This window comes from Actinoplanes sp. NPDC048796, assembly GCF_040650035.1.
In the GTDB taxonomy this organism is placed as follows: Bacteria; Actinomycetota; Actinomycetes; order Mycobacteriales; family Micromonosporaceae; genus Actinoplanes.
The window spans coordinates 284,254-304,494 of record NZ_JBEZGO010000002.1 but is presented as its reverse complement, the minus strand read 5'-3'; the positions used below and the strand labels follow the sequence as shown (position 1 = coordinate 304,494).

The 20,241-nt window shown below is 70.5% G+C and carries 13 protein-coding genes and 1 tRNA gene; 6 read left to right on the top strand and 8 right to left on the bottom strand.

Annotated features, from left to right (window positions below):
• Window positions 1-69: 69 nt before the first annotated feature.
• The gene (locus tag AB0C26_RS09615) at window positions 70-1,707 is read left to right on the top strand and encodes a copper resistance protein CopC (RefSeq protein WP_360246496.1); all 1,638 of its coding nucleotides are present in this window, start codon (window positions 70-72) and stop codon (window positions 1,705-1,707) included.
• Between the two features lie 432 nt (window positions 1,708-2,139).
• On the opposite strand, the gene AB0C26_RS09610 is transcribed toward AB0C26_RS09615, so the two are convergent.
• Window positions 2,140-2,433 (bottom strand): hypothetical protein, encoded by a 294-nt coding sequence (locus AB0C26_RS09610; protein WP_360244418.1) that lies wholly within the window; start codon window positions 2,431-2,433, stop codon window positions 2,140-2,142.
• Between the two features lie 69 nt (window positions 2,434-2,502).
• A complete protein-coding gene (locus AB0C26_RS09605) occupies window positions 2,503-3,360 on the bottom strand; it encodes a hypothetical protein (RefSeq protein WP_360244415.1) in 858 nt (285 codons plus the stop codon).
• Window positions 3,361-3,691: 331 nt separating this feature from the next.
• On the opposite strand from AB0C26_RS09605, the gene AB0C26_RS09600 reads away from it, so the two are divergent.
• The 3 genes from AB0C26_RS09600 (at window position 3,692) to AB0C26_RS09590 (ending at window position 8,141) form a co-directional block, all read left to right on the top strand.
• A complete protein-coding gene (locus AB0C26_RS09600; protein WP_360244412.1) occupies window positions 3,692-7,102 on the top strand; it encodes a hypothetical protein in 3,411 nt (1,136 codons plus the stop codon).
• A gap of 267 nt (window positions 7,103-7,369) precedes the next feature.
• Entirely contained in the window at window positions 7,370-7,966 is a 597-nt protein-coding gene (gene orn, locus AB0C26_RS09595; RefSeq protein ID WP_360244409.1) for an oligoribonuclease, read from the top strand.
• Window positions 7,967-8,065: 99 nt separating this feature from the next.
• A tRNA-His gene (locus AB0C26_RS09590) sits at window positions 8,066-8,141 on the top strand.
• 341 nt (window positions 8,142-8,482) lie between these two features.
• Here AB0C26_RS09590 and AB0C26_RS09585 read toward each other — a convergent pair.
• Complete coding sequence (locus AB0C26_RS09585; protein ID WP_360244406.1) at window positions 8,483-9,784, bottom strand: RICIN domain-containing protein; 1,302 nt, start codon at window positions 9,782-9,784, stop codon at window positions 8,483-8,485.
• Window positions 9,785-9,798: 14 nt separating this feature from the next.
• Window positions 9,799-11,187: a pectinesterase family protein gene (locus tag AB0C26_RS09580; protein WP_360244403.1), complete on the bottom strand. Its 1,389-nt coding sequence runs from the start codon at window positions 11,185-11,187 to the stop codon at window positions 9,799-9,801.
• Window positions 11,188-11,353: 166 nt separating this feature from the next.
• On the opposite strand from AB0C26_RS09580, the gene AB0C26_RS09575 reads away from it, so the two are divergent.
• A complete protein-coding gene (locus AB0C26_RS09575; protein WP_360244400.1) occupies window positions 11,354-13,390 on the top strand; it encodes a sigma-70 family RNA polymerase sigma factor in 2,037 nt (678 codons plus the stop codon).
• Window positions 13,391-13,510: 120 nt separating this feature from the next.
• Here AB0C26_RS09575 and AB0C26_RS09570 read toward each other — a convergent pair whose 3' ends face one another.
• Genes AB0C26_RS09570 through AB0C26_RS09555 form a run of 4 tightly spaced genes read right to left on the bottom strand, consistent with a single transcriptional unit; the run spans window position 13,511 to window position 18,466 of the window.
• Window positions 13,511-14,095: a CPBP family intramembrane glutamic endopeptidase gene (locus AB0C26_RS09570; RefSeq protein ID WP_360244397.1), complete on the bottom strand. Its 585-nt coding sequence runs from the start codon at window positions 14,093-14,095 to the stop codon at window positions 13,511-13,513.
• A 41-nt stretch (window positions 14,096-14,136) separates the two neighbouring features.
• Window positions 14,137-16,032, bottom strand: a complete 1,896-nt coding sequence (locus AB0C26_RS09565) for a response regulator (protein WP_360244394.1) — start codon at window positions 16,030-16,032, stop codon at window positions 14,137-14,139.
• Window positions 16,029-17,180 (bottom strand): ATP-binding protein, encoded by a 1,152-nt coding sequence (locus AB0C26_RS09560; RefSeq protein WP_360244391.1) that lies wholly within the window; start codon window positions 17,178-17,180, stop codon window positions 16,029-16,031. Before AB0C26_RS09560 ends, AB0C26_RS09565 begins: the two co-directional genes overlap by 4 nt.
• A gap of 11 nt (window positions 17,181-17,191) precedes the next feature.
• On the bottom strand, window positions 17,192-18,466 hold the full coding sequence (locus AB0C26_RS09555) for a hypothetical protein (RefSeq protein WP_360244388.1): 1,275 nt from the start codon (window positions 18,464-18,466) through the stop codon (window positions 17,192-17,194).
• A 115-nt stretch (window positions 18,467-18,581) separates the two neighbouring features.
• On the opposite strand from AB0C26_RS09555, the gene AB0C26_RS09550 reads away from it, so the two are divergent.
• Window positions 18,582-20,237 (top strand): L-lactate permease, encoded by a 1,656-nt coding sequence (locus AB0C26_RS09550; protein WP_360244385.1) that lies wholly within the window; start codon window positions 18,582-18,584, stop codon window positions 20,235-20,237.
• Window positions 20,238-20,241: the final 4 nt, after the last annotated feature.

Genomic DNA, 20,241 nt, shown 5'->3' with positions numbered 1-20,241 from the left:
TCCTCCCACCCGCCAGTGGGCGTTCAGGTTGAGATCGGGCAGCATGTCGGGGTGACTAATCGGCGGCGCATGCGCGTGTACGGGGCTCTAGCCGGTCTGCTGGTCGGGTTCTTCGCGGTCCTGCTGGGGCCGGCCGCGCCCGCGAGCGCGCACGCGGCCCTGGTCAACAGCGATCCCGCAAACGGCACGATCGTGCCCGACGCGCCGAACAAGGTGACGCTCACCTTCAGCGAGTCCGTCCAGCTGCTCTCCGGCAAGATCCAGGTGCTGGCGCCGGACAGCAGCCGGGCCGACCAGGGCGAGCCGACCGTCGACGGCGGCACGGTGACGATCCCGCTGCGCTCGGGCGGCGGCCGGGGCACGTACCTCGTCAGTTACCGCGTCATCTCGGCCGACAGCCACCCGGTCGGCGGCAGCATCACCTTCTCCGTCGGCGCCGCCTCGACGCCGCCCTCGGCCACTGTCGACGAAACCAAGGTCAATTCGGTCGTACGGGCTCTCATCCCGGTCGGCAAATACCTCGGGTACGCGGGATTGGTGCTCCTCGTCGGCCCGGTGCTGGTGCTGGCGCTGCTCTGGCCGCACCGGCTCAGCCGCCGCGGGCCGGCCCGGCTCATCTGGACCGGCGTCGGGCTGATCACCGCGAGCACATTGATGGCGCTCTGGCTCCAGGCGCCGTACTCGACCGGCTCCACGCTCTTCGACGTGCGCGTCGGCGACCTGCGCGACGTGCTCGGCAGCACCTTCGGCGCGGTCATGCTGGTCCGCCTCGGCGTCATCTGCGCGGCCGCCCTGCTGCTCCGGCCACTGCTGCGCGGCCGGGGCAACGAGTCCAAGGCCGACCTCGCCCTGCTCGGCGTGCTGGGCGTGGCCGCGCTGGCGACCTGGCCGCTGACCGGCCACCCGACCGCCTCCCCGGTGGCCGGCGTGTCGGTGGTGGTCGACGCCATCCACCTGGCCGCCATGGCGGTCTGGCTCGGCGGGCTGGTCATGCTCGTCGCGTTCCTGCTGCCGCGGGCGGACGAGCGGGAGCTCGGGGCGATCCTGCCGATCTGGTCCCGCTGGGCGGCGACAGCGGTGAGCGCGCTGATCATCGCGGGCGTCGTGCAGGCGCTGATCGAGGTGGCGTCGCTCAAGGGGCTGGTCGACAGCACGTACGGCCAATTGATCCTGGTCAAGGTGGCGCTCGCGGCAGTGGTGCTCGGTGTGGCGTGGTGGTCCCGTCGCCTCGTACGGTCGAAATCGGCCGAGGCTGAACCGCGCGGCCTGCGGAAGATCGTCATCGCCGAGCTCGCCATCACCGCGGTGATCCTCGGCGTCACGTCGGCCCTGGTGCAGATCTCGCCGCCGCGCACGGCCGAGGCGGCCTCGTCGGCCGACACGAACACGACGGTGACGAAGACCCTGACCGACCCGAAGATGGCCGTCCAGATCGACATCTTCCCGGCCCAGGTCGGCAACAATTCGATTCACCTGTACGCCTTCACGCCCGACAACAAGCCGCTGACGGTTGTCGAGTGGAAGGCGACGGCGGCGCTCCCGTCGAAGGGCATCGAGGGCATCGAGATCCCGCTGCTGCGGATCACCGACTTCCACGCGGTCGGCGACATCGCCCTGCCCCAGCCCGGCGAGTGGACTTTCAAGATCACGGCCCGCACCAGCGACATCGACCAGTCGACGCTGACCACCACGGCCACCATCAACTGATTTTTTCCGGCCCGGTTCCCGCTTTTGCCGGGGGCCGGGCTTTTTCGTGCTAGTGATTCGCGGCTGTTTGACCACTTTAGGGGTATTTGGCTCTGTATGGTCGGCGCAGTTAGTGCTGATACAGGGGGAGAAGCTGATGCGGGTGTTCCGCACCATCCTCGGGATGCTGCTGCTGGCCATCGGCCTGCCGTCGCTGCTCGCCGGCGCCGGCCTCTGGGCCGCCATGCAACACCGCGACCCCGGCGGCGCCTTCAGCGGCGAACTGCAACGGCTGTCCACACCCGGCTACGCCTTCGTGGTCCCGGACGTCGACCGCCTGCTGCGCGCCGACGCCTCCTTCACCCGGGTCGGCGACACCCAGCTGCGCCTGCGAGCCGACACCCAGGGCGGCCCGGCCTTCATCGGACTGGCCCCCACGGCCGAGGTCCAGCGCTACCTGAGCGGCGTGCCGTTCTCGGTGATCCGCACGGTCGACATCGGCACGGGAGCCCTGCCGGTGGCGACGAACTTCAACCGCGGCCGTACGGCGCCGGCCACGCCCCCGAACCGCAACGACTTCTGGACCAGAAGCGGCCTGGGCCAGGTGTCCTGGACTCCCGGGGAGGTGACAGGAGGCCCGTACAGCCTGGTCGTGATGTCACCGGCGGCCCGCCCCGGCCTCCAGTTGACGGCGACGGCCGAACTCCGCCCCGGCTGGCTTAACTCGAGCACGTGGGGCCTGCTCACCATGGGCACCCTCCTGCTGATGACCGGCCTGATCACCCTGGCCTGGCCCACCCGCCGCCGCGAGATCGTCTACGTGGTGGAGCCCAGCCAGGTCCCGGCCCTGATGGCCGCGATCGGCGCACCGATGCCCACGGCGGCGCTGGCCGCCCCCCGTCCCGGCGCCCACCGCCCGCGAACGCTGGCGGACGCACAGAAGCGGCGTCCCGCGGCTCTGCCCCCGGCGCCCGACTGGCCGCCGTCGGGTGAGCCGGTCATGGCGCTTTCGGCCCTCCCGTCCGCTGTTTCCCCTTCGCCGGTTTCCCCGGCGGTGGTCGCTGCGATCCCCGGTGCGGAGACGCGGGGGCGTGAGGTCGCCGCCCCCTCGAACAGCGGTACTGACCCCTCCGGAGGCGCCGCGATCGGCGGTGGTCCGGCTGGGGCCGTAGCCACCGATGCTCGCACTCCAGGCCAGGCGCCGCCTTCCGCCACGGGCTCGGTCCCCGCTTCAGCTTCGGCGGCTCCTGCTTCGGCCCCGGCGGGCGTTGCTTCGGCTTCGATGGTCCCCGCTTCAGCTTCGGCGGTTCCGGCTTCAGCTTCGGCGGTTCCGGCTTCAGCTTCGGCGGTTCCGGCTTCAGCTTCCGCGGTTCCGGCTTCAGCTTCCGCGGTTCCGGCTTCAGCTTCCGCGGTTCCGGCTTCAGCTTCCACGGTCCCGGCTTCAGCTTCGGCGGTTTCCGCCTCGGCTTCCGCGGTCCCGGGTTCGGCGGTTTCCGCCTCGGCTTCGGCGGTCTCCGCTTGGGCGCCGGCGGGGCCTGGGTCGGCGCCGCAGGGCCGGCAGCCGGCCGAACCGCCCTCCGCCGCGGAGTACGCGGCCGCCACGGCGATCCCCGCGCGGGCCCCACGCCCGAACAGCCAGCGGACCCCCGCCCCGGGCGAGCCGCTGAGCTTCATCGGCGCACACTCCGCCGCCGGCCCGATCTCGCTCCCCCTGGGCGACCCGCCGGCGACACCCGACCCGCTGTTCGGCGGCCGCCCCGAACGGGGACCCCGCCGCCACACGACCACCCCCACCGACATCCCGATGTTCCGGGCGTCCGCCGTCGGAGCCTGGGTAGCCGAAACGGCCCCCGCCCGAGCCCGCGAAGCCGAAGCCCAGGCGGCAGCCCGGGTAGCCGAAGCGGCCCGCCGCCGAGCCGCCGCCGCGCAGAGCGCCCCTTCCGACCCGGCCTCGGCCCCGGAAACCGCAGCCCTCACCAATCCGGAACCAGCCGGTTCCCGTTTGATGACCAGCGCCGACCTTTCCACTGCGTCTCCAGCGACCCACACCTCGCCCGGCACCCTTAGCGCCGAGCCGAGCACCGACGCCGAGCGGGCTACCACCGCCGGGCCGGCTGCTGACGCCGAGCGGGCTACCACCGCCGGGCCGGCTGCTGACGCCGGGCGGATCACCGACGCCGGGCCGGCTGCTGACGCCGGGCGGATCACCGACGCCGGGTCGACTGCCGACGCCGGGCGGATCACCGACGCCGGGTCGACTGCTGACGCCGGACCGGCTGCCGACGCCGAGCTGGCCGCAGGGGCCGAACTGGTGGGCGCCGAGCCGGGTGAGGGCGCCGGGCCGGAACTGTCCACCTCACGGTCGACGTCGGATTCTGGCCCGCGTTCGGCTGCGCCGCCTCGTCGCGCCGCCGGCACCAAGCCTTCCCCGCGCCCCACCCGGAACCTGGCCGAAGCCGGTACCGGCAGCCCGGCCACCTCGACCAGCCCCGCGCCGTCGGCGTCAGCCGTCGCGCCCACGGGTGCGGGTTCGGTCGAATCGACGTCGGATGCACCGATCTCCGTCGACGCCGTGGCGGCCGCCTATGCCGCCGGCGCCGCGGACGCGCGTGCCTTCCGCGCCGATGCGCCTGATCCGGAAGTCACTGGGGCATCGCCGGCGAACGCGGCGGCCGTCGCCGACCGTGACCTCGCCACTAGTTCCGCCCGCCCCGACGCGCAGCGTGACCCGCGCATGGCGGGCCAGCGAGTCTCAGTAGTCACCGGCCCGAAGGCCACCGACTGGACCGCAACTGGCCCTCGCCGATCCCAGCCACCGCGCGTCGGCCGCCAATCCCCGCCGAAGAGCCATCCCTCCCCGAACGGCGATCCCTCCCCGAACGGCGATCCCTCCCCGAACGGCGATCCCTCCCTGAACGGCGATCCCTCCCTGAACGGCGATCCTGCCGCGAGCAACCGTCCTTCCGCGAGCAGCCGTCCTTCCGTGAGCAGCCGTCCTTCCGCGAGCGGCCGTCCTTCCTTGAGCGGTAGCGCTTCCGCGAGCGGTGGTCCTTCCCTGGGCGGCAGTGTCTCCGTGGCCGGCGGTGTCTCCGCGAGTGGCAGTCCCTCCGCGAGTGGCAGTCCCTCCGCGATCGGCAGCGCCTCCGTCCAAGGGCGGCCCTCGCCGGTGCCTTCGCCGGTCGGGTTTGTGGCGGCGGGATCGGATGATGAGGCCATGTCGGCTGTGAAGCAGAGTGTGGCTTCTTCCGCTGGTGGGGCTCGCTCGCTCAAGCGCGAAGCGCCGGCGAACTCCGCGTCCGCTGGCGGCTTGCCGGCCGGTGGCGGGGCTCACCACGGCAGTGATGTTGATCGCCGAGAGGGCGTCGATTCTGGCGTTCGGGGCGATTCGGCCGTACATCTTGAACCGGTCGTTGCGGTTGACCCGGCTGCGCTGGGGAAGGTGACGACTTCGGGTGATGGCGCGGAAGCGGAGAGCTTCGGCGGGGAGCCCGGAACGACTGGGTCCGGCGGCGCCGGCGGGACGGCTCGCGACATCGAGCCGGCCGCCGCGACGACGCGGGAACGGTCCACCAAGCGTTACTCGGAGTCGGCCACCCCATCCGCCAGTGGGGGCCGGCCGACCGTGGAGGCCGGCACCGAGGCCGTCGGCGAGAGCCAGGGCCCGGTGCCGGTTTTCCCGCCGCTCGCGAAGAGCGACATCGCGGGTTCGGTTCCTGTCTCCGCCGAGCCGCCGGCGAATGGTGAGCGCGTAGAGGCTGACGCGGCGGGTGCTGAAAGCGGGGCCAACGGCGATCTCTCTGCGGCGTCTCAGTCGAATGTCTTCAGCGGTGTGCGGCCGACCGGGACCACAGCTCCGGCTCCACCGCGGCCCTCGGTGCCCCGGCCGCCCGTACCGTCGCGGCCGATCGTTCCTTCACCCACGCGTCCCTCTCCCTCTCCTTCTGATGAGGGTGTGCTGCCCGCCGGGCCGGTTGAGGAACGGCTCGCCGAGCAGATCAAGCCGGTCGCAGCGACCCCGATCGCTGAGCCGGTGACCGATCCGACCGCCGCACCGAGCTCCGAGCCGTCCGGGACGCCGATCGCCGAGCCGGCCAAGGCGCCGATCTCCGAGTCGGCTGAGCCGGTTGTGAGGCCGATCGCCGAGCCGGCCAGCCGGCCGGTCGCGGCGCCGATCTCCGGCTCGGCGGGGGCGCGGGACTCCGAGTCGGCGGGAGTGCCGATCTCTGGGTTGGCTGGGCCGGCCGGGATGCCGGGTGCCGAGCCGGCCAACGGGCCGGTCAGAGAGCTGGTCAAAGAGCCGGTCAACGGGCTGGCCGACGGGCCGGTCAAAGAGCCGGTCAACGCGCAGGTGGCGGAGTCGGCGTCCGGCTCGGCCGCTGAGCCGGGTGTGGCTTCGATCCCTGAGTCGGGTGCTGAGCCTGTCGCGGGGTCGGCTGAAGGTGAGCTGTCGGGTGACGCTGAGGAAGCGAAGCCGCGGTCCTCGGGCCGGCGGCCGGCTGAGGGTGGGCTGCTGGCGCAGGCGCAGGGGCGGATCGAAGGCGGGCTGACCTCGACGTTCGCCGGGCGCCTGCCGGGGAACGGGTCCGGTCGGCCCGCGCCGGTTGCCTGGCGGCGGGCTGCGGAGAGCGTGGCTGCGCGGGCTGCGGAGAGCGTGGCTGCGCGGGCTTCGGAGGGTGTGGCCGCGCGGGCTGCGGAGAGCGTGGCTGCGCGGGCTTCGGAGGGTGTGGCTGCGCGGGCTTCGGAGGGTGTGGCTGCGCGAGCTGCGGAGGGCGTGGCTGCGCAGGCCGTGGAGGGCGTGGCTGCGAAGGGTGTGGCTGCGCGCGCGGCGGGCAGCGTGGCCGCGAGTGCGGCGGCAGCCGCTGAGGAGGGCGGGAACGGCGAGGTCGGCGGCCGGGCGGCCGGGTCGGGTGCCGAGCGGCGCGGTGCGGCGAGCCGGCCTGCTTCCGCGCGGGCCTCTCGGAGCCGGGCCGTACGGGCGAGCGTGCCGGAACCCGAACCGTCGATGGCTGCGGACGTCGAGGATGCCACGCCGGCCACGAGCGGCAAGACGGCGCGGGCCGCCAAGACGGCCAGGACCGCGGCCAAGGCGGCCACTCCGGCGAAGAGCGCGGCGGGGGAGGCCAAGCCGGCGAAAACCGCCAAGCCCAAGCAGGCGCCGGCCAAGCCCGCAAAACCTAGGCAGGCGCAGGTCAAGCCGGTTCGGCAGCCTGATGTTCCGGTGCGGACCAGCACCGGCGCCATTCCCGCCGGGAGCGGCACCCCGACCGGATGGCTGGCCGCCTACCAGAAGGAGGCCGCCGAGCTGCTTGCCGCCTCGGGGCAGCGTCGCCGCCGTCGCACCACCGCCACCCCGGCCGAGCAGACCGTCGAGGGTACGGAGTCGACTCGCCGCCGGCGCTCTTCCGGCGAGGACTGACCTGCTTGTCCCGTACGACGAAGGCCGCTCCGATGACGGGGCGGCCTTCGTCGTACACCCGAAAGGGCCCTCCGCGCTGCCGACGCGGAAGGCCCTTTACCGGGGGAACGGAGTAACCGAAGGGGGGCTTCGTCCGTTAAGACCAGTTTAGCCCCAACTAGTGATATGTGGGAAGTCATCGCCTGAAAGCGGACATTCGTGCCGGTCGTGCCCGGACGGGTGGCTGGGAAACGCGCCGCAGCGGTTCGGGGGGTTGCGGCGTACGCTGTGCGGGTGGCGGATCTTCTGGTGTGGATCGATTGTGAGATGACCGGCCTCGATCTGGGCAAGGACAAGCTCATCGAGGTGGCGGCCCTGGTCACCGATCCCGACCTCAACGTGCTCGGCGACGGCGTCGACCTGGTCATTCACGCCGACGACGCGGCGCTCGACGCGATGCCGCCGGTGGTCCGGGACATGCATGCCAAGTCGGGGCTGACCGAAGAGGTACGGGCGTCGGCGATCACGATGGCGGAGGCCGAGGAGGCCGTACTCGCGTACGTACGCCAATTCGTTCCGAATCCCCGCACAGCGCCCCTCTGCGGCAATTCGATCGCGACCGACCGCGGCTTCCTGGCCCGCGACATGCCGGCGCTCGACGACTTCCTGCACTACCGCATGATCGACGTCTCCTCGATCAAGGAGCTGTGCCGCCGCTGGTACCCGCGGGTGTACTTCGGCCAGCCGGCCAAGGGCCTCGCCCACCGGGCGCTCGCCGACATCCGCGAGAGCATTCGAGAGCTCGAGTACTACCGCCGTACGATCTTCGTCCCGCTGCCCGGCCCGGACGTGGAGACCGCGAAGTCGATCGCCGCCGAGCTGTAAGAGGTGTCACCCGGGCGTGCCCGGTAACCCGCTCGACGAGCCCCGTGGGGATTCGGCTATGATTGCTCGGCACCACGGGGAACGCTCCCGTGCGCGATGGTGGTCGTAGCTCAGCTGGTAGAGCACCGGGTTGTGGTCCCGGGGGTCGCGGGTTCAAGTCCCGTCGATCACCCCATAGTAAGTCCAGGTCAGAGGGTTAGTCCGAGTCACGGGCTAGCCCTCTTGCCGTCAGGTGTCCGATTCTGCGAGCGGGCCGGAAGCCGTGCTCCCAGCGAGAGCGGACGTACGCCCCAGGCGGTACGGCCGAGGGTGCGTCAAGCACCGGGGCCGCCGGTGCCGGGGAGAGCGCCGCTCGTGCCCGGTGAGCGTCAAGCCGCCGGGGCATGAAGGCCTCCAAGCCTGTGTGTGGCGTCTTGGCAGCTCCACTACACCGTTGGAGGCCTTCATCTGGTCACCGGATCGAAGCCCCGGGGTTTCGAGGCACTGGACCGGTGAGGGTCACTGGACCGGTGAGGGTCACTGGCCGATGGTGGCCTGAGGGCCGGCGTAGGTCTTGAGGAGGCTCGGGACGTCGGCTGCCGGGTCGGGTGAGTACGGGTAGTAGGCGCTGGGCGTGAAGGCGGAGCCGTTCGTCTGCTGCTTGCCGGAACTGTTCACGACGATGCTGCCACTCTGCTTGAGCTGGGCGGCGGATGTGTCGTTGTAGTACGGGTTCTTCACATTGTCGAAGTAGCTGTTCTCCAGCACGAGCTTGGTGGCGCCGCGGGAGAGGTTTCCGTACGACGTGATGTTCTGCAGGTAGTTGTTGTAGAGGTGGGCCAGGGCGACGTTGTCGACGCTGGGATTGCGCTGATTGGTGTCGTGGATCCAGTTGTGGTGGATCGTCATCCGCGCGGTCACGTTGTCGGTCCAGCCGATGCCGAACGCCTTGTTGTTGCTGGACAGCACGTTCCACGACACGGTCAGGTAACTGGTGTCCTTGCGGCTGTCGATGGAGCCGTCGTTCATCCGCGTGATGGTGTTGTGGTCGATCCAGACGTGGTCGGCCGTGTCCATCTGGATGCCGTCGTAGTCGTACACCTTGTCATCGGGGTCGTCGTCGGGCATCGCGGTGTCACGGATCGTGAGGTTGCGGATGATGACGTTGCGTACGCCCGTACCGAGGAAGAAGCCGCCGCCGACGATGTGACCGCTCGTGCCGACGCCCACGATCGTCTTGTTCGACTGCACCTTGAGTTCGGTGCCCTTCGGCGTGATCGTGATGGTCCCATTGACCCGGATGACGTACGGGGTGCCGGCCGTGACGTACTTCTGCAGGTCGGCCATGGTGCTGACGGTGACTGTCGGTCCTGCCGCGCCGCCCGTGGTGCCGCCGCCGGTGGAGGCGAAGCCGTCCGGTGTGGACGGCCACGTCCGGCCGCCGCCGATCGGCTCGAAGGCCCATTGTCTGTTGCTGTTGGCGGTGCACTGGCCCGAGGCACAACCCCATTGCTGCAGTTGTACGCCGCTTGTCGCGCTCGCCCCGGGAACGTCGATACATTTGCCGCTGCTGACGTTCTGGAGCAAATAATTGCTGCCCGCCGCGACGAGCTTGAATTGCTGCCAGGCGGCGCCGGTCGTGCAGCCCCACTGCTGGAGCAGGGCGCCGTTCGCGCTGGACGCACCGGGCACGTCGACGCACTTGCCGCTCTTGGCGACCTTCAGCTGATAGGTGCCACCGGTCGCGGGGAGGGCGGCGGCTTCCGACGGGAGCGCGCTCGTGGCGACGATGATCAACGCGGGGGCGAGCGCCGCAGCGTACCAAATCGGCTTTTTCATCATTCTGCTCCTTCTCAACCGACCGGGTTCCAGCCGTCGGAGCCGGCCAGGTATTTCTGCGGGGTGTAATTCGCGGCCTGCGCGTCACTGAGCTGCGGCCGGTTGCTGTTGACGGTCGCGCCGGAGCCGGTATTCTTGTATTCGAGGAAGCGCGCGTTCTGCCAGACGTTGCCGGACATGTCGGTCCAGGGCTGCGCGTTCTTGATGGTGGTGCTGAGGTTCGACTCGCGGTACAGCACCTGTGCGTTCGGGCGCCACGGGCGGCCGAGCTGGGTCACATTGCTGGCCGCGCCGGTGATCGTGCACTGATGGAACAGGAGGCCGTACGTCTTGGCGGCATCGGTGCTGGCCGCGGTGATCGGGCCGCCGCTGGTGCGCTTCTCGTGAATCGTGCTGCCGTGGAACACCGTCGTGGCGCCGCCGAAAATGAAGTCGACGGTGCCCTCGACGTACGAATTCTTGACGTACGACCGGTTGTTGTTGACCAGGAACGTGTCCTGGTTGCCGAGGAAGCGCACGTTGGTGAAGACGGACCGGTCGGCGTTGAGATTGACCGCCACCGCTTGGCTGCCCTCGCCGTAATCGTTGGCGAAGGTCAGATTGCCGGCGGCGAAATCGTGGCCGTCGAGAAAGGCGGTCGCGCTGCCCGAGGTGCCGTATCCGCCGGCATTGCTGTGGTTGTTGACGATCACCGTCTGGCCGGCGCTGCCACCCAGCCCTTGCAGCGTGACGTAGGGCTTGTTGGAGGGGACGGTGACGATCTCGCGATACGTGCCGGCCTTGATGGTGATCACGCGGCGGGTCGTGTTGCCGGCCGGAACGGCGTCGATCGCGGCCTGCACAGTCGTGTACTGACCCGTGCCGTCCTTCGCCACCGTGGCCGCTTGATCTTGGATGAAGCTCCACTGCTTGTTGCTGTTCGCGGTGCACGTCTCCTGGATGATCGCCGCGCCACTGGCCGTGGAAGCATCCTTGTCGCTCATGCAGAGGCCGCTGCCCACGTTGATGATCTGGAACGTGTCAGTGCCGCTGGGGTTCAGGCGCCACTGCTGGTTGGCCTGTCCGCCGGCGCAGCCCCACTGCTGGAGTTGCACGCTCGTCGTGGCCGCGCCGGGGACGTCGACGCATTTGCCGCTGCTGACGTTCTGGAGCAGATAGTTGCTGCCCGCCGCGACGAGCTTGAACTGTTGCCAGGCGGCGCCGGTCGTGCAGCCCCACTGCTGGAGCAGGGCGCCGTTCGCGGTGGACGCGCCCGGAACGTCGACGCACTGGGCGCTCTTGGTGACCTTGAGCTGATAGATGCCGCCCGTGGCAGGCGGGGCGGCCGCCGCGGGCAGGGCGCCGCAGAGGATCGCGGCGGTGGGGACGGCGACGGCCAGGGCGGCCACGACGAGACGTCTCACGATGGTCCTCTCACTTTCCGGGAGCGCTCCCATTCGGTTGCACCCTGGTAGATGTGGCTGCGGCTGTACGACAACAAAAATCCGGCGGCGTTCTTTGTTGGCCGCTCGTCATCCGGCGTGCCAGTCTTTGCTTTGACGATCTTCGATGTCTGGGACGGGAGGCGTGATGACTCGAAGTCGGATCGCGCTCTCGCTGGTCCGTGACGCCCAGGCCGGATCCACAGCGGCCCGCGACGCACTGATCGCCGAGCACCTGCCGCTGATCTACAACATCATCGGGCGGGCACTGGACGGTCACCCCGACGTCGACGACCTGGTGCAGGACACGATGTTGCGCGCCATCCGCGGGCTGCCGTCGCTGCGCGAGCCGGCCCGGTTCCGGTCGTGGCTGATCGCGATCGCGTACCGGCAGATCCAGATGCACCTGCGCGCCAAGAAGTCGGCGCCACGCCTCCCCCTCACGTTCGACGTGCCCGACCCGGCGGCCGACTTCGCCGAACGCACAACGGCCGAGCTCGTCGTGGCCGAGCAGCGCCGCGAACTGATCGAGGCGGCCCGCTGGCTCGACGAGGGCGACCGGCGCCTGCTGAGCCTGTGGTGGCAGGAGGCGGCCGGCGAGCTGACCCGATCGGAGCTGGCGGCGGCCCTTCAGGTGCGGCCCAAACACGCGGCCGTCCGCGTCCAGCGGATGAAGGCCCAACTCGACGCGGCCCGCTCAGTGGTGCGGGCACTGCGGTCACGGCCACGCTGCCCCACATTGCAGGACCAGGTCCGCCGGTGGAACGGCATCGCCGACCCGTTGTGGCGCAAGCGGCTCATGCGCCACGTGCGGGACTGCCCTCGCTGCACCCTGAGCCGGCACGGGCTGCTCGCCCCGGAGGAGCTGCTGTTGGGCATCGCCGCCCTCCCGGTCCCGGCGGGGGTGGCCTCCGCGCTGCTGACCCCTGCAGCGCTTTCGGGAACCGCCAAGGCTTCCGCACTTCCTAAATTCGCGGCTGCCGCGGCGGCCGCGGCGGCGGTGGCCGGGGGCGGGTTCGCCTACGCGGTGTACGAGACTCCCTTGCCGGCTCCGCCGCCGGCGGCTGTCGCCCCGCCTCCCGTGGCGGTGCGCCCTTCCGCGCCGGGCGCGGCGGTCCGCGGCCGTACGCCAACCGCCTCTCCCGCCGCCGTGGCCTCCGCGCTGCCGATCGCGGGCCTCGGCGTGCAGCGGGCCGACGTCTTCGTGGCGCCGAACGGATCGGACTCCGGCGACGGGTCATTCGCCCATCCGTACGCCTCAATTCACAAAGCCGTCTCGGCCGTGCGGACCTGGCAGACGATCGCCCTGCGCGGGGGAACCTATCGCCTCTCCTCCGGCGTCACGATCTCGTCGACCGCCACCGGCGTCACGGTGAGCAACTACCGCGACGAACAGCCCGTGATCGACGCCTCGTCACTCCCCGCCTCCGAATGGGCCGTCACGCAACGAACGGCGAACTGGACCGTGCAGGGCCTCTCGGTGATCAACTCAGCCGGTCACGCGTACGTGTGCTCGTCGTGCCGCTCGACCGTCTTCCGGCACCTGATCATGCGGAACAACGCCCGATCGGGCCTGCTCCTGCGCGACCCCGGCACCACCGGCAACCAGGTTTTGGACAGCGACTTCACCGGCGGCGGGGGCATCGGCCTGGGCTTCATGGCCGGCGACGGCGACGACAACCGCGTCCGCGGCAACCGCTTCGCCGGCAACGCCCGGTCCGGCCTGGACCTGAATTTCGCCGGCCCGGTGACCGTCGAATACAACTGGTCCTACGACAACGGCGGCAACGGCTTCGTCCTCACCGGCGGAGCCCCACACCGGCTGCGCCACAACGCGGCCTGGACCAACGCCAACCACGGCTTCACCGACGACGCCGGCCCGGTCAGCGGCCTGACCTTGACCAACAACACCGCCTACGACAACGGCGGTTCCGGCTTCGCCCTCCCCGGAGGTCCCGCGGTGCTACGGACAAACGCGGCTGTGGACAACCGAATCGAGCCCGCCGGCCTGGCCCCGGGCTCGACCGAGACTCGCAACAGCTGGCAGGAGGACAACTGGACCCCGGCCCGCTTCCGCTCCACCGACCCCACCACGGCCGAGAACCCGCGCCCACCGTCGGGCAGGCTTCCCGCAACCATTTTCCTGGCCACCGGCAACGGCATCGGGGCGTCGATGGGCGGCTGACCCGGCCGCCATCAGTCGAACGGCCGGCGCGGGCGGTCGGATCGACCGGGCGGACAGTCAGCAGGCGTGCGGGGCCGATTACTTTGGCGGTCATAGCAAAGCCCTGGCCGGTCACCGATCTCAGGCGCCGTGATAAAAGAACCGCCCCAGGCCGATCGTGAAGATGGTGATGCCGTACAGCGCGTGCTCGACCGAGACCACCAGCAGCGACCCGGTCCGCTGGTAACGCCGGGCGAACAGCCATCCGCCGGCGAGGGTGGCGACGACCGCGAGCACGTTGCCGAACAGCAGATGGACGAAGCCGAAAGCGACAGCGCTGGCGGCGGCGCCATAGGGATACCTGTGCATGAGGAAACCGCGGTAAAGCAGCTCCTGCGGATAGACCGAGAGCAGCGGATAGCCGACGCAGATCGCGAGCCAGAGCCAAGGGTCTTCGCGCGGCAGAATGAGTAGATTGCCTGGGTCGAACAGGGCAACCGCGATGAGCGCGAATATCGATACCGCGCTCCACAAACCGACGATGCCGGGCAAGGCCCCGCGTAGAGCGGACGCTCGCAGCAGCGGTAAGGAGGACCGTCGCATGTAGATGATCACTAGTGCGGCCGCCAGTAGCAGCACCGGAATCGGGCCGCCGGGGACGTCCAGCGCGATGTACAGGCCGGCGACGCCGTAGAACAGCAGCAGGTATTCGGCGAGTCGGCTCATCACCGGCGACGCTAGGCGGCGCAGGTGTCGGGCGGGTGGACTCAGCGTGGCAGAAGCTGGTGCAGGGCGCCGATGAGATGTTCGGTCTGGAACGGCTTGTGCAGCAGTGGCGCGTCGGCCGGCAACTCCTGGCCACCCGGGGCCGGGCCGCTGGTGTAGCCCGACATGAACAGCACCGGCAGGTCGGGCCGGGTGCGGCGCAGTTCCGCGGCCAGCTGGGTGCCCGACATCCCGGGCATGATGACGTCGCTGAGCAGGGCGTCGAAGCTCAGGTCGTCCTCGCGGCACATGCGGAGCGCCTCCAGCGGATCGCCCGCCGCGTGCACCTCGTACCCGGCCTTGCGCAGGATGCGGCAGACGATGTCCCGTACGCCGTCCTCGTCCTCGACCACCAGGATGCTGCGGCCCTGGCCGGAGGCCGCGGCCGGGCGGGAGATCAGCGTGGCCGCCGGCGCCGTCACCTCGGCCGGTGGCAGGCAGACCCGTACCGTCGTGCCCTCGCCCGGCGCCGACTCCAGGCCGATCGTGCCCCCGGCGTCCGCCACCACGCCGTACGCCGTCGCCAGACCCAAGCCGGTGCCTTTGCCCCGGCCCTTCGTGGTGAAGAACGGCTCGAACGCCCGGGCCGCCACCTCGGGCGGCATGCCGCTGCCGGTGTCGGTGATGGTGAGGCAGACGTGGCCGGTGTCGCGGTCGAGGCCGGTCGCGATGGTGAGCCGGCCACCCGACGGCATGGCCGCGCGCGAGTTCATCACCGCGTTCATCATGACCTGTTCCAGCTTGCTGCGGTCCATGGTGATCGGCGGCAGGTCGAGCGAGAGCGTCGTCCGCAGCTCGATGTCCTCGCCCAGCGTGCGGCCGAGCAGGCGCTGCATGTCGGTGGCGACCGCGTTGAGGTCGAGCGTCTCCAGGCGCGACGGCTCGAGGCGGCTGAAGATCAGCAGTTGCCGGGTCAGGCCGCTGCCGCGCGCCGCCGCCTGCTCGATCGCCTGCGAGTCGGCGTGCAGCGGATGGTCGGGGCCCAGTTCCTCGGAGAGGATCGCGGCGTACCCGGAGATCACGGCCAGGATGTTGTTGAAGTCGTGTGCGATGCCGCCGGCGAGCTGGCCGAGCGAGTCGAGCCGTTCGGCCTGGCGCAGCTGCTGTTCCATCTCGGCGCGTTCCTGCTCGGCCCGCACCCGCTTGCTGATGTCACGCATGATGCCCTCGACCGCGAGGGGCTGCCCGTCGGCGTCGGTGACCGCGCTGGCCCGCTGTTCGACCCAGGCCACCCGGCCGTCGCGGCAGTGCCAGCGCATGGTCAGCGTGCCGGGCTGGGCCGAGCGCCACGACTGTTCCAGCGCGGGCCGGTCCTCGGGGTCGACCAGCCGGAAGATGAGCGCCGGGTCGGCGTAGAAGTCCTCCGGTGGGTGGCCGGTGATCGGCTCGATGGCCGGGCTGAGGTATTCCATGGCCGGCGCCGGGTGCAGGCGGAACCGGAAGATGATGTCGTGCGCGTGCTCGGCCAGCAGCCGGAACCGTTCCTCGCTCTCGCGCAGGGCGGCCTCGGCGTGGCGGTGCTGGCGGCGCTCGGCGGCCTCGGTCAGCTCCCGCTGCACCGCCGGCGCGAGCCGGGCCAGCCGGTCCTTGAGAACGAAGTCGCGGGCGCCGGCCCGCATCAGCGAGGCCGCCGTCTCCTCGCCGATCTGCCCCGACACCAGCAGGAACGGGACATCCGGGTCGTGCTCGCGGACCTGATCGAGCACGTCCTCGGCGCGTACCCCGGGCATGTTGTAGTCGCAGATGACGACGTCCGGGGTCTGCCCGGCCAGCGCCTCCGCGACACCTTCCGCGGTCTCGGCGCGGGTGGTGGTGACGGTCAGCCCGGCCTTGCGCAGGCCGCGGGCGACGAGCATGGCGTCGTCCTCGCTGTCGTCGACGACCAGCACGTGGATCATCGGATCGTCCATCCGTCCGGCGCGGGGGAGAGGCTGAACGAGAAGGCCGCGCCCTCGCCCGGCTCGCCCGAGGCGCAGATCTGGCCGCCGTGGCGGGTGACGATGCGGTGCACGATGGCCAGGCCGATGCCGGTGCCCTCGAACTCGCTCTGCGCGTGCAGCCGCTGGAACGGGTCGAACATCTTGTGTGCGTGCCGCATCTCGAAGCCGGCACCGTTGTCGCGGATGGTGAAGACGGCGACGTCGTCCTTCAGGGTGCACGACAGCGTGATGCGCGGCTCCGGCTCGTACGACGTGAATTTGTAGGCGTTGCCGAGCAGGTTCTGCAGCACGAGCCGGATCAGGTGCGGATCGCCGAGCGCCTCGAGCCCGTCGGGGATGTCGAAGGTGACAGTGCGCAGCGGGTCGGAGGCGTGCAGCTCCTCGGCGATCTCGCGGGCCAGCGCGCTCAGGTCCGTACGCTCGCGGCGCAGTTCGCTGCGGGTGGCGCGGGACAGGTGCAGCAGGTCGTCGATCATCTGGGCCATGCGCTCGGCGTTGGCCTGGATGCGCGACAGGTAGCGCTGGCCCTCGGCGTCGAGCACACCGGCGTAGTCCTCCAGCAGCACCTGACTGAAGCCCTCCAGGGAGCGCAGCGGCGCGCGCAGATCGTGCGAGACCGAGTACGCGAACGCGTCCAGCTCCCGGGTCGACGCCTCGAGCTGGGCGGTGCGCTGCTCGACCCGCTGCTCGAGCTCCTCGTTGAGCAGGCGCACCTCCTCCTCGGCCCGCTTGCGGTCGGTGATGTCGGTCGAGATGCCGCAGACCGCGTACGCCTTGCCGTCGCCGTCGGCCAGGGGAAACTTCACCGTGACGTACGTATGCAGGCCGTCGTCGCCGGGCGCCTGCTCCTCCACCTGCACGGGCTCGCCGCGGGCGAACGCCTCGAGGTCGTTGCGGCGGAACTCGTCGGCCAGCGGCGGCGGGAAGAGGTCGTGGTCGGTGAGGCCCACGATGTCCTCGCGGCGCAACCGGAACAGCCGCTCGTACTCCCGGTTGACCAGGAGGTAGCGTCCCTCGGCGTCGCGCATGTAGATCACGGCCGAGGTGTGGTCGATCAGGGCCATGAGCTGTTCGGGGCCCACCTCGACCACGGGCCGAGTGCTCATCCCGCCCTCTTTCATCCCACCTGCGCGACGGAAACCGACGCTACCCGCGACGACGGGACCCGGGGGCCTTTTATGGCTTTTTGCAGGCCGGCCAGCAGGTGGTCCTGCCGGGCCCGGGTGAGCCGTTCCAGGAACGACTCGTTCATCCCGGTCGTCCCGCTGCGGTTGGAGACCAGCGGCCGGTCGCCGAGCCCGTTCGCGTCGCGCTGCCGCTGCGGCTTGAACAGGAACTTCTTGCTCAACATCAGGTGGGCGCCGGCGGCCCGGGCGTGCTCGGTCAGCAGCCGGTACCAGTCGATCAGGGCCGGATGCCGGCCGAGCAGCCGGTCGAGGTCGGCCGGCTCGGCCACGGCCAGGTCGTCCACCGCCACGTCGATCGCGTCGAGCAGCCGCTCGGGCAGGGTCGGCTGGGTCATCAGGCCGTCGAGCGCGGCCCGTTCGCCGTCGAGCAGTGCCGGGTAGATCCGGCGTACGTGCCGGTCGTAGTCGGGGATCGCGATGCCGAGCAGGAAGTCGCGCTTGAGTGCCTCCGGGTCGAGGGCGCCGCTGGGCGGGATGTCGTCCTCGGTCCAGTGCACCGCGAACTGCCGGAACACGTCCATGAAGAACTCCGGCGGCATGCTCCTCTCCGGCGGCAGGGCCGCGAAGTCGAGGAACAACTGGCGCAGGGCGGTCAGCAGTTCGGTCGCCAGCCGTACCCGGCCGACGGCGTCCTCGCAGGTGAGCCCGGCCCCGTCGCGGGTCAGCGGATCGAGGACGTCGTTGACCGCGAGTTCCAGCACCTCGCCCTGCTTGACCAGCAGGAAGAACCGCTGCTCGCTGGCCGTCCCGGTGTAGCTGCGGATCCGCCCGTCGTCGAAGACCCCCGGCAGTTCGGCCAGGCACTCGTCGCCGCGATGCACCTGGAGGGTGCCCACGTTCCAGCGGACGAGGGAGGCGTAGCTGTCCCGGCCGTAGTGCCCGTGCCCGGTGTGGGTGGCCAGGGCCGCGAAGTAGTCCCGGAACGGCATCTCGTCGGTGCCGGCCAGCAGCCCGTCGAAGGCCCGTTCCGGATGGTGCCGCCCGTGCGGCGTCCACTCCTGGTAGTGCCGCGACAGCGAGGCGCCGACGAAGCCGAGCCGGACGACGAGCCGTTGCGCCTCGAGCTGGTCCAGCCGGCAGACGGCCGGCAGATGCGGGAGCAGGACCTCGCGGGTCTGCTCCGCGAGCAGCCCGGGCGGGGCGTCGCCGTCGAGGATGGCGCGGTTGAGGCGGGGCACCTCATCGTCCAGCCAAGCGTCGATCATGTTCCTTCTTTTCGACGTGATACCGCATTTCCTTAATCCCGAGGTGCGCTTCGGCGTCGATTCGGCGACCATGGCGGTTCAACCAGGGAATATCGATAACTCTGGATGGTGAGCCATGGATGAGACGTTCCGGATCGTCACCGACCCCGTGTCCGATTCCGTCGCGATCTCCGCGATCTTCGCGGCCCTGCCCCTGTTGACCCTGTTCGTCCTGCTCGGCGCGCTGCGCATGAGAGCCTGGCTGGCCGGGCTGATCTCGCTGGTGGTGGCGCTCGTGGTCGCCGTCGCGATCTACGCGATGCCGGTCGGCCAGGCGCTGCTGTCGGCCGGCGAGGGCGCGGCGTTCGGCTTCTTCCCCATCCTGTGGATCGTCATCAACGCCATCTGGGTCTACAACCTGACCGTGGCCAGTGGCCACTTCGACGTGCTGCGCCGCTCGATGGAACGGGTCAGCCCCGACATGCGGATCCAGGCCGTGATCGTGGCGTTCTGCTTCGGGGCGCTGCTCGAGGCGCTGGCCGGATTCGGCACGCCGGTCGCGGTGACCGTGGTGATGCTGATGGCGCTCGGCTTCAAGCCGATCAAGGCGGCGGCGGTGGCGCTGATCGCCAACACGGCGCCGGTCGCCTTCGGCGCCCTGGCCACGCCGATCACCACGCTGGGTACGGTGACGTCCGGCGCCGCCGACGATCCGCGACTCAACACCGACACGCTCGGTGCGATGGTGGGCCGCCAGACGCCCGTACTCGCCGTGGTCGTGCCCCTGGTCCTGGTGGCCGTGATCGACGGCAGGCGGGGAGTGAAGCAGACCTGGCCGGTCGCCGTCCTGGCCGGCGTGGTCTTCGCGGTCGCCCAGTTCGTCGCGTCCAACTACATCTCGGTGCCGCTGACCGACATCATCGCCTCGCTGGTCGCGGCCGCCGCCGTGATCCTCCTGCTGCGGATGTGGCAGCCCGTCTCCTCCTATGCCGAGCCGGGCGGCGGCGGTGGTGGGGGATCGGTAGCGGTCAAGCGGGACACGACAATCGAGGTGGTGCGCGCCTACGCGCCGTACCTCATCATCATCGTCATTTTCGCCATCGCGAATCTCGGGCCGATCAAGGACGCCCTCGCCACCGAACCGTGGACGGTGAAATTCGCGTGGCCGGGCCTGCACGTGCTCGGCGAGAACGGGCAGCCACTGGCCTCGACCACCTTCTCCTTCGGCTGGCTCCCGGCCGCCGGCACCCTGATGATCCTGGCCGGCGTCATCACCGCGGTGGTGCTGCGTGTGCGCCCGGGCCGGGCCCTCAAGGCGTACGCGGACACGTATGTCGAACTGCGGCACGCGATCGTCACGGTGATGGCCGTACTGGCGCTCGCCTATGTTCTGAATCAGTCCGGGCAGACCAATACGCTCGGCGAATTCCTGGCCGGGGCGGGCGCGTTCTTCGTCTTCCTCTCGTCGATTCTGGGCTGGATCGGCGTGGCCGTGACGGGGTCCGACACGTCGGCCAACGCGCTCTTCGGCGCCCTTCAGGTGCAGACCGCGGCCGACGCCGGCCTCGACCCGCTCCTGCTGGCCGCGGCCAATTCCTCCGGCGGCGTCCTGGGCAAGATGATCAGCCCGCAGAACCTGGCCATCGCCGCGGCCGCCGTCGGCATGGCCGGCAAGGAGGGTGACATCTTCCGCCGCGTCGTCGGCTGGAGCATCATTCTGCTCCTGGCCATGTGTGTGCTGGTCACCCTGCAGGCCACGCCCGTGCTGGATTGGATGGTGCCCTCGGTATGACGCC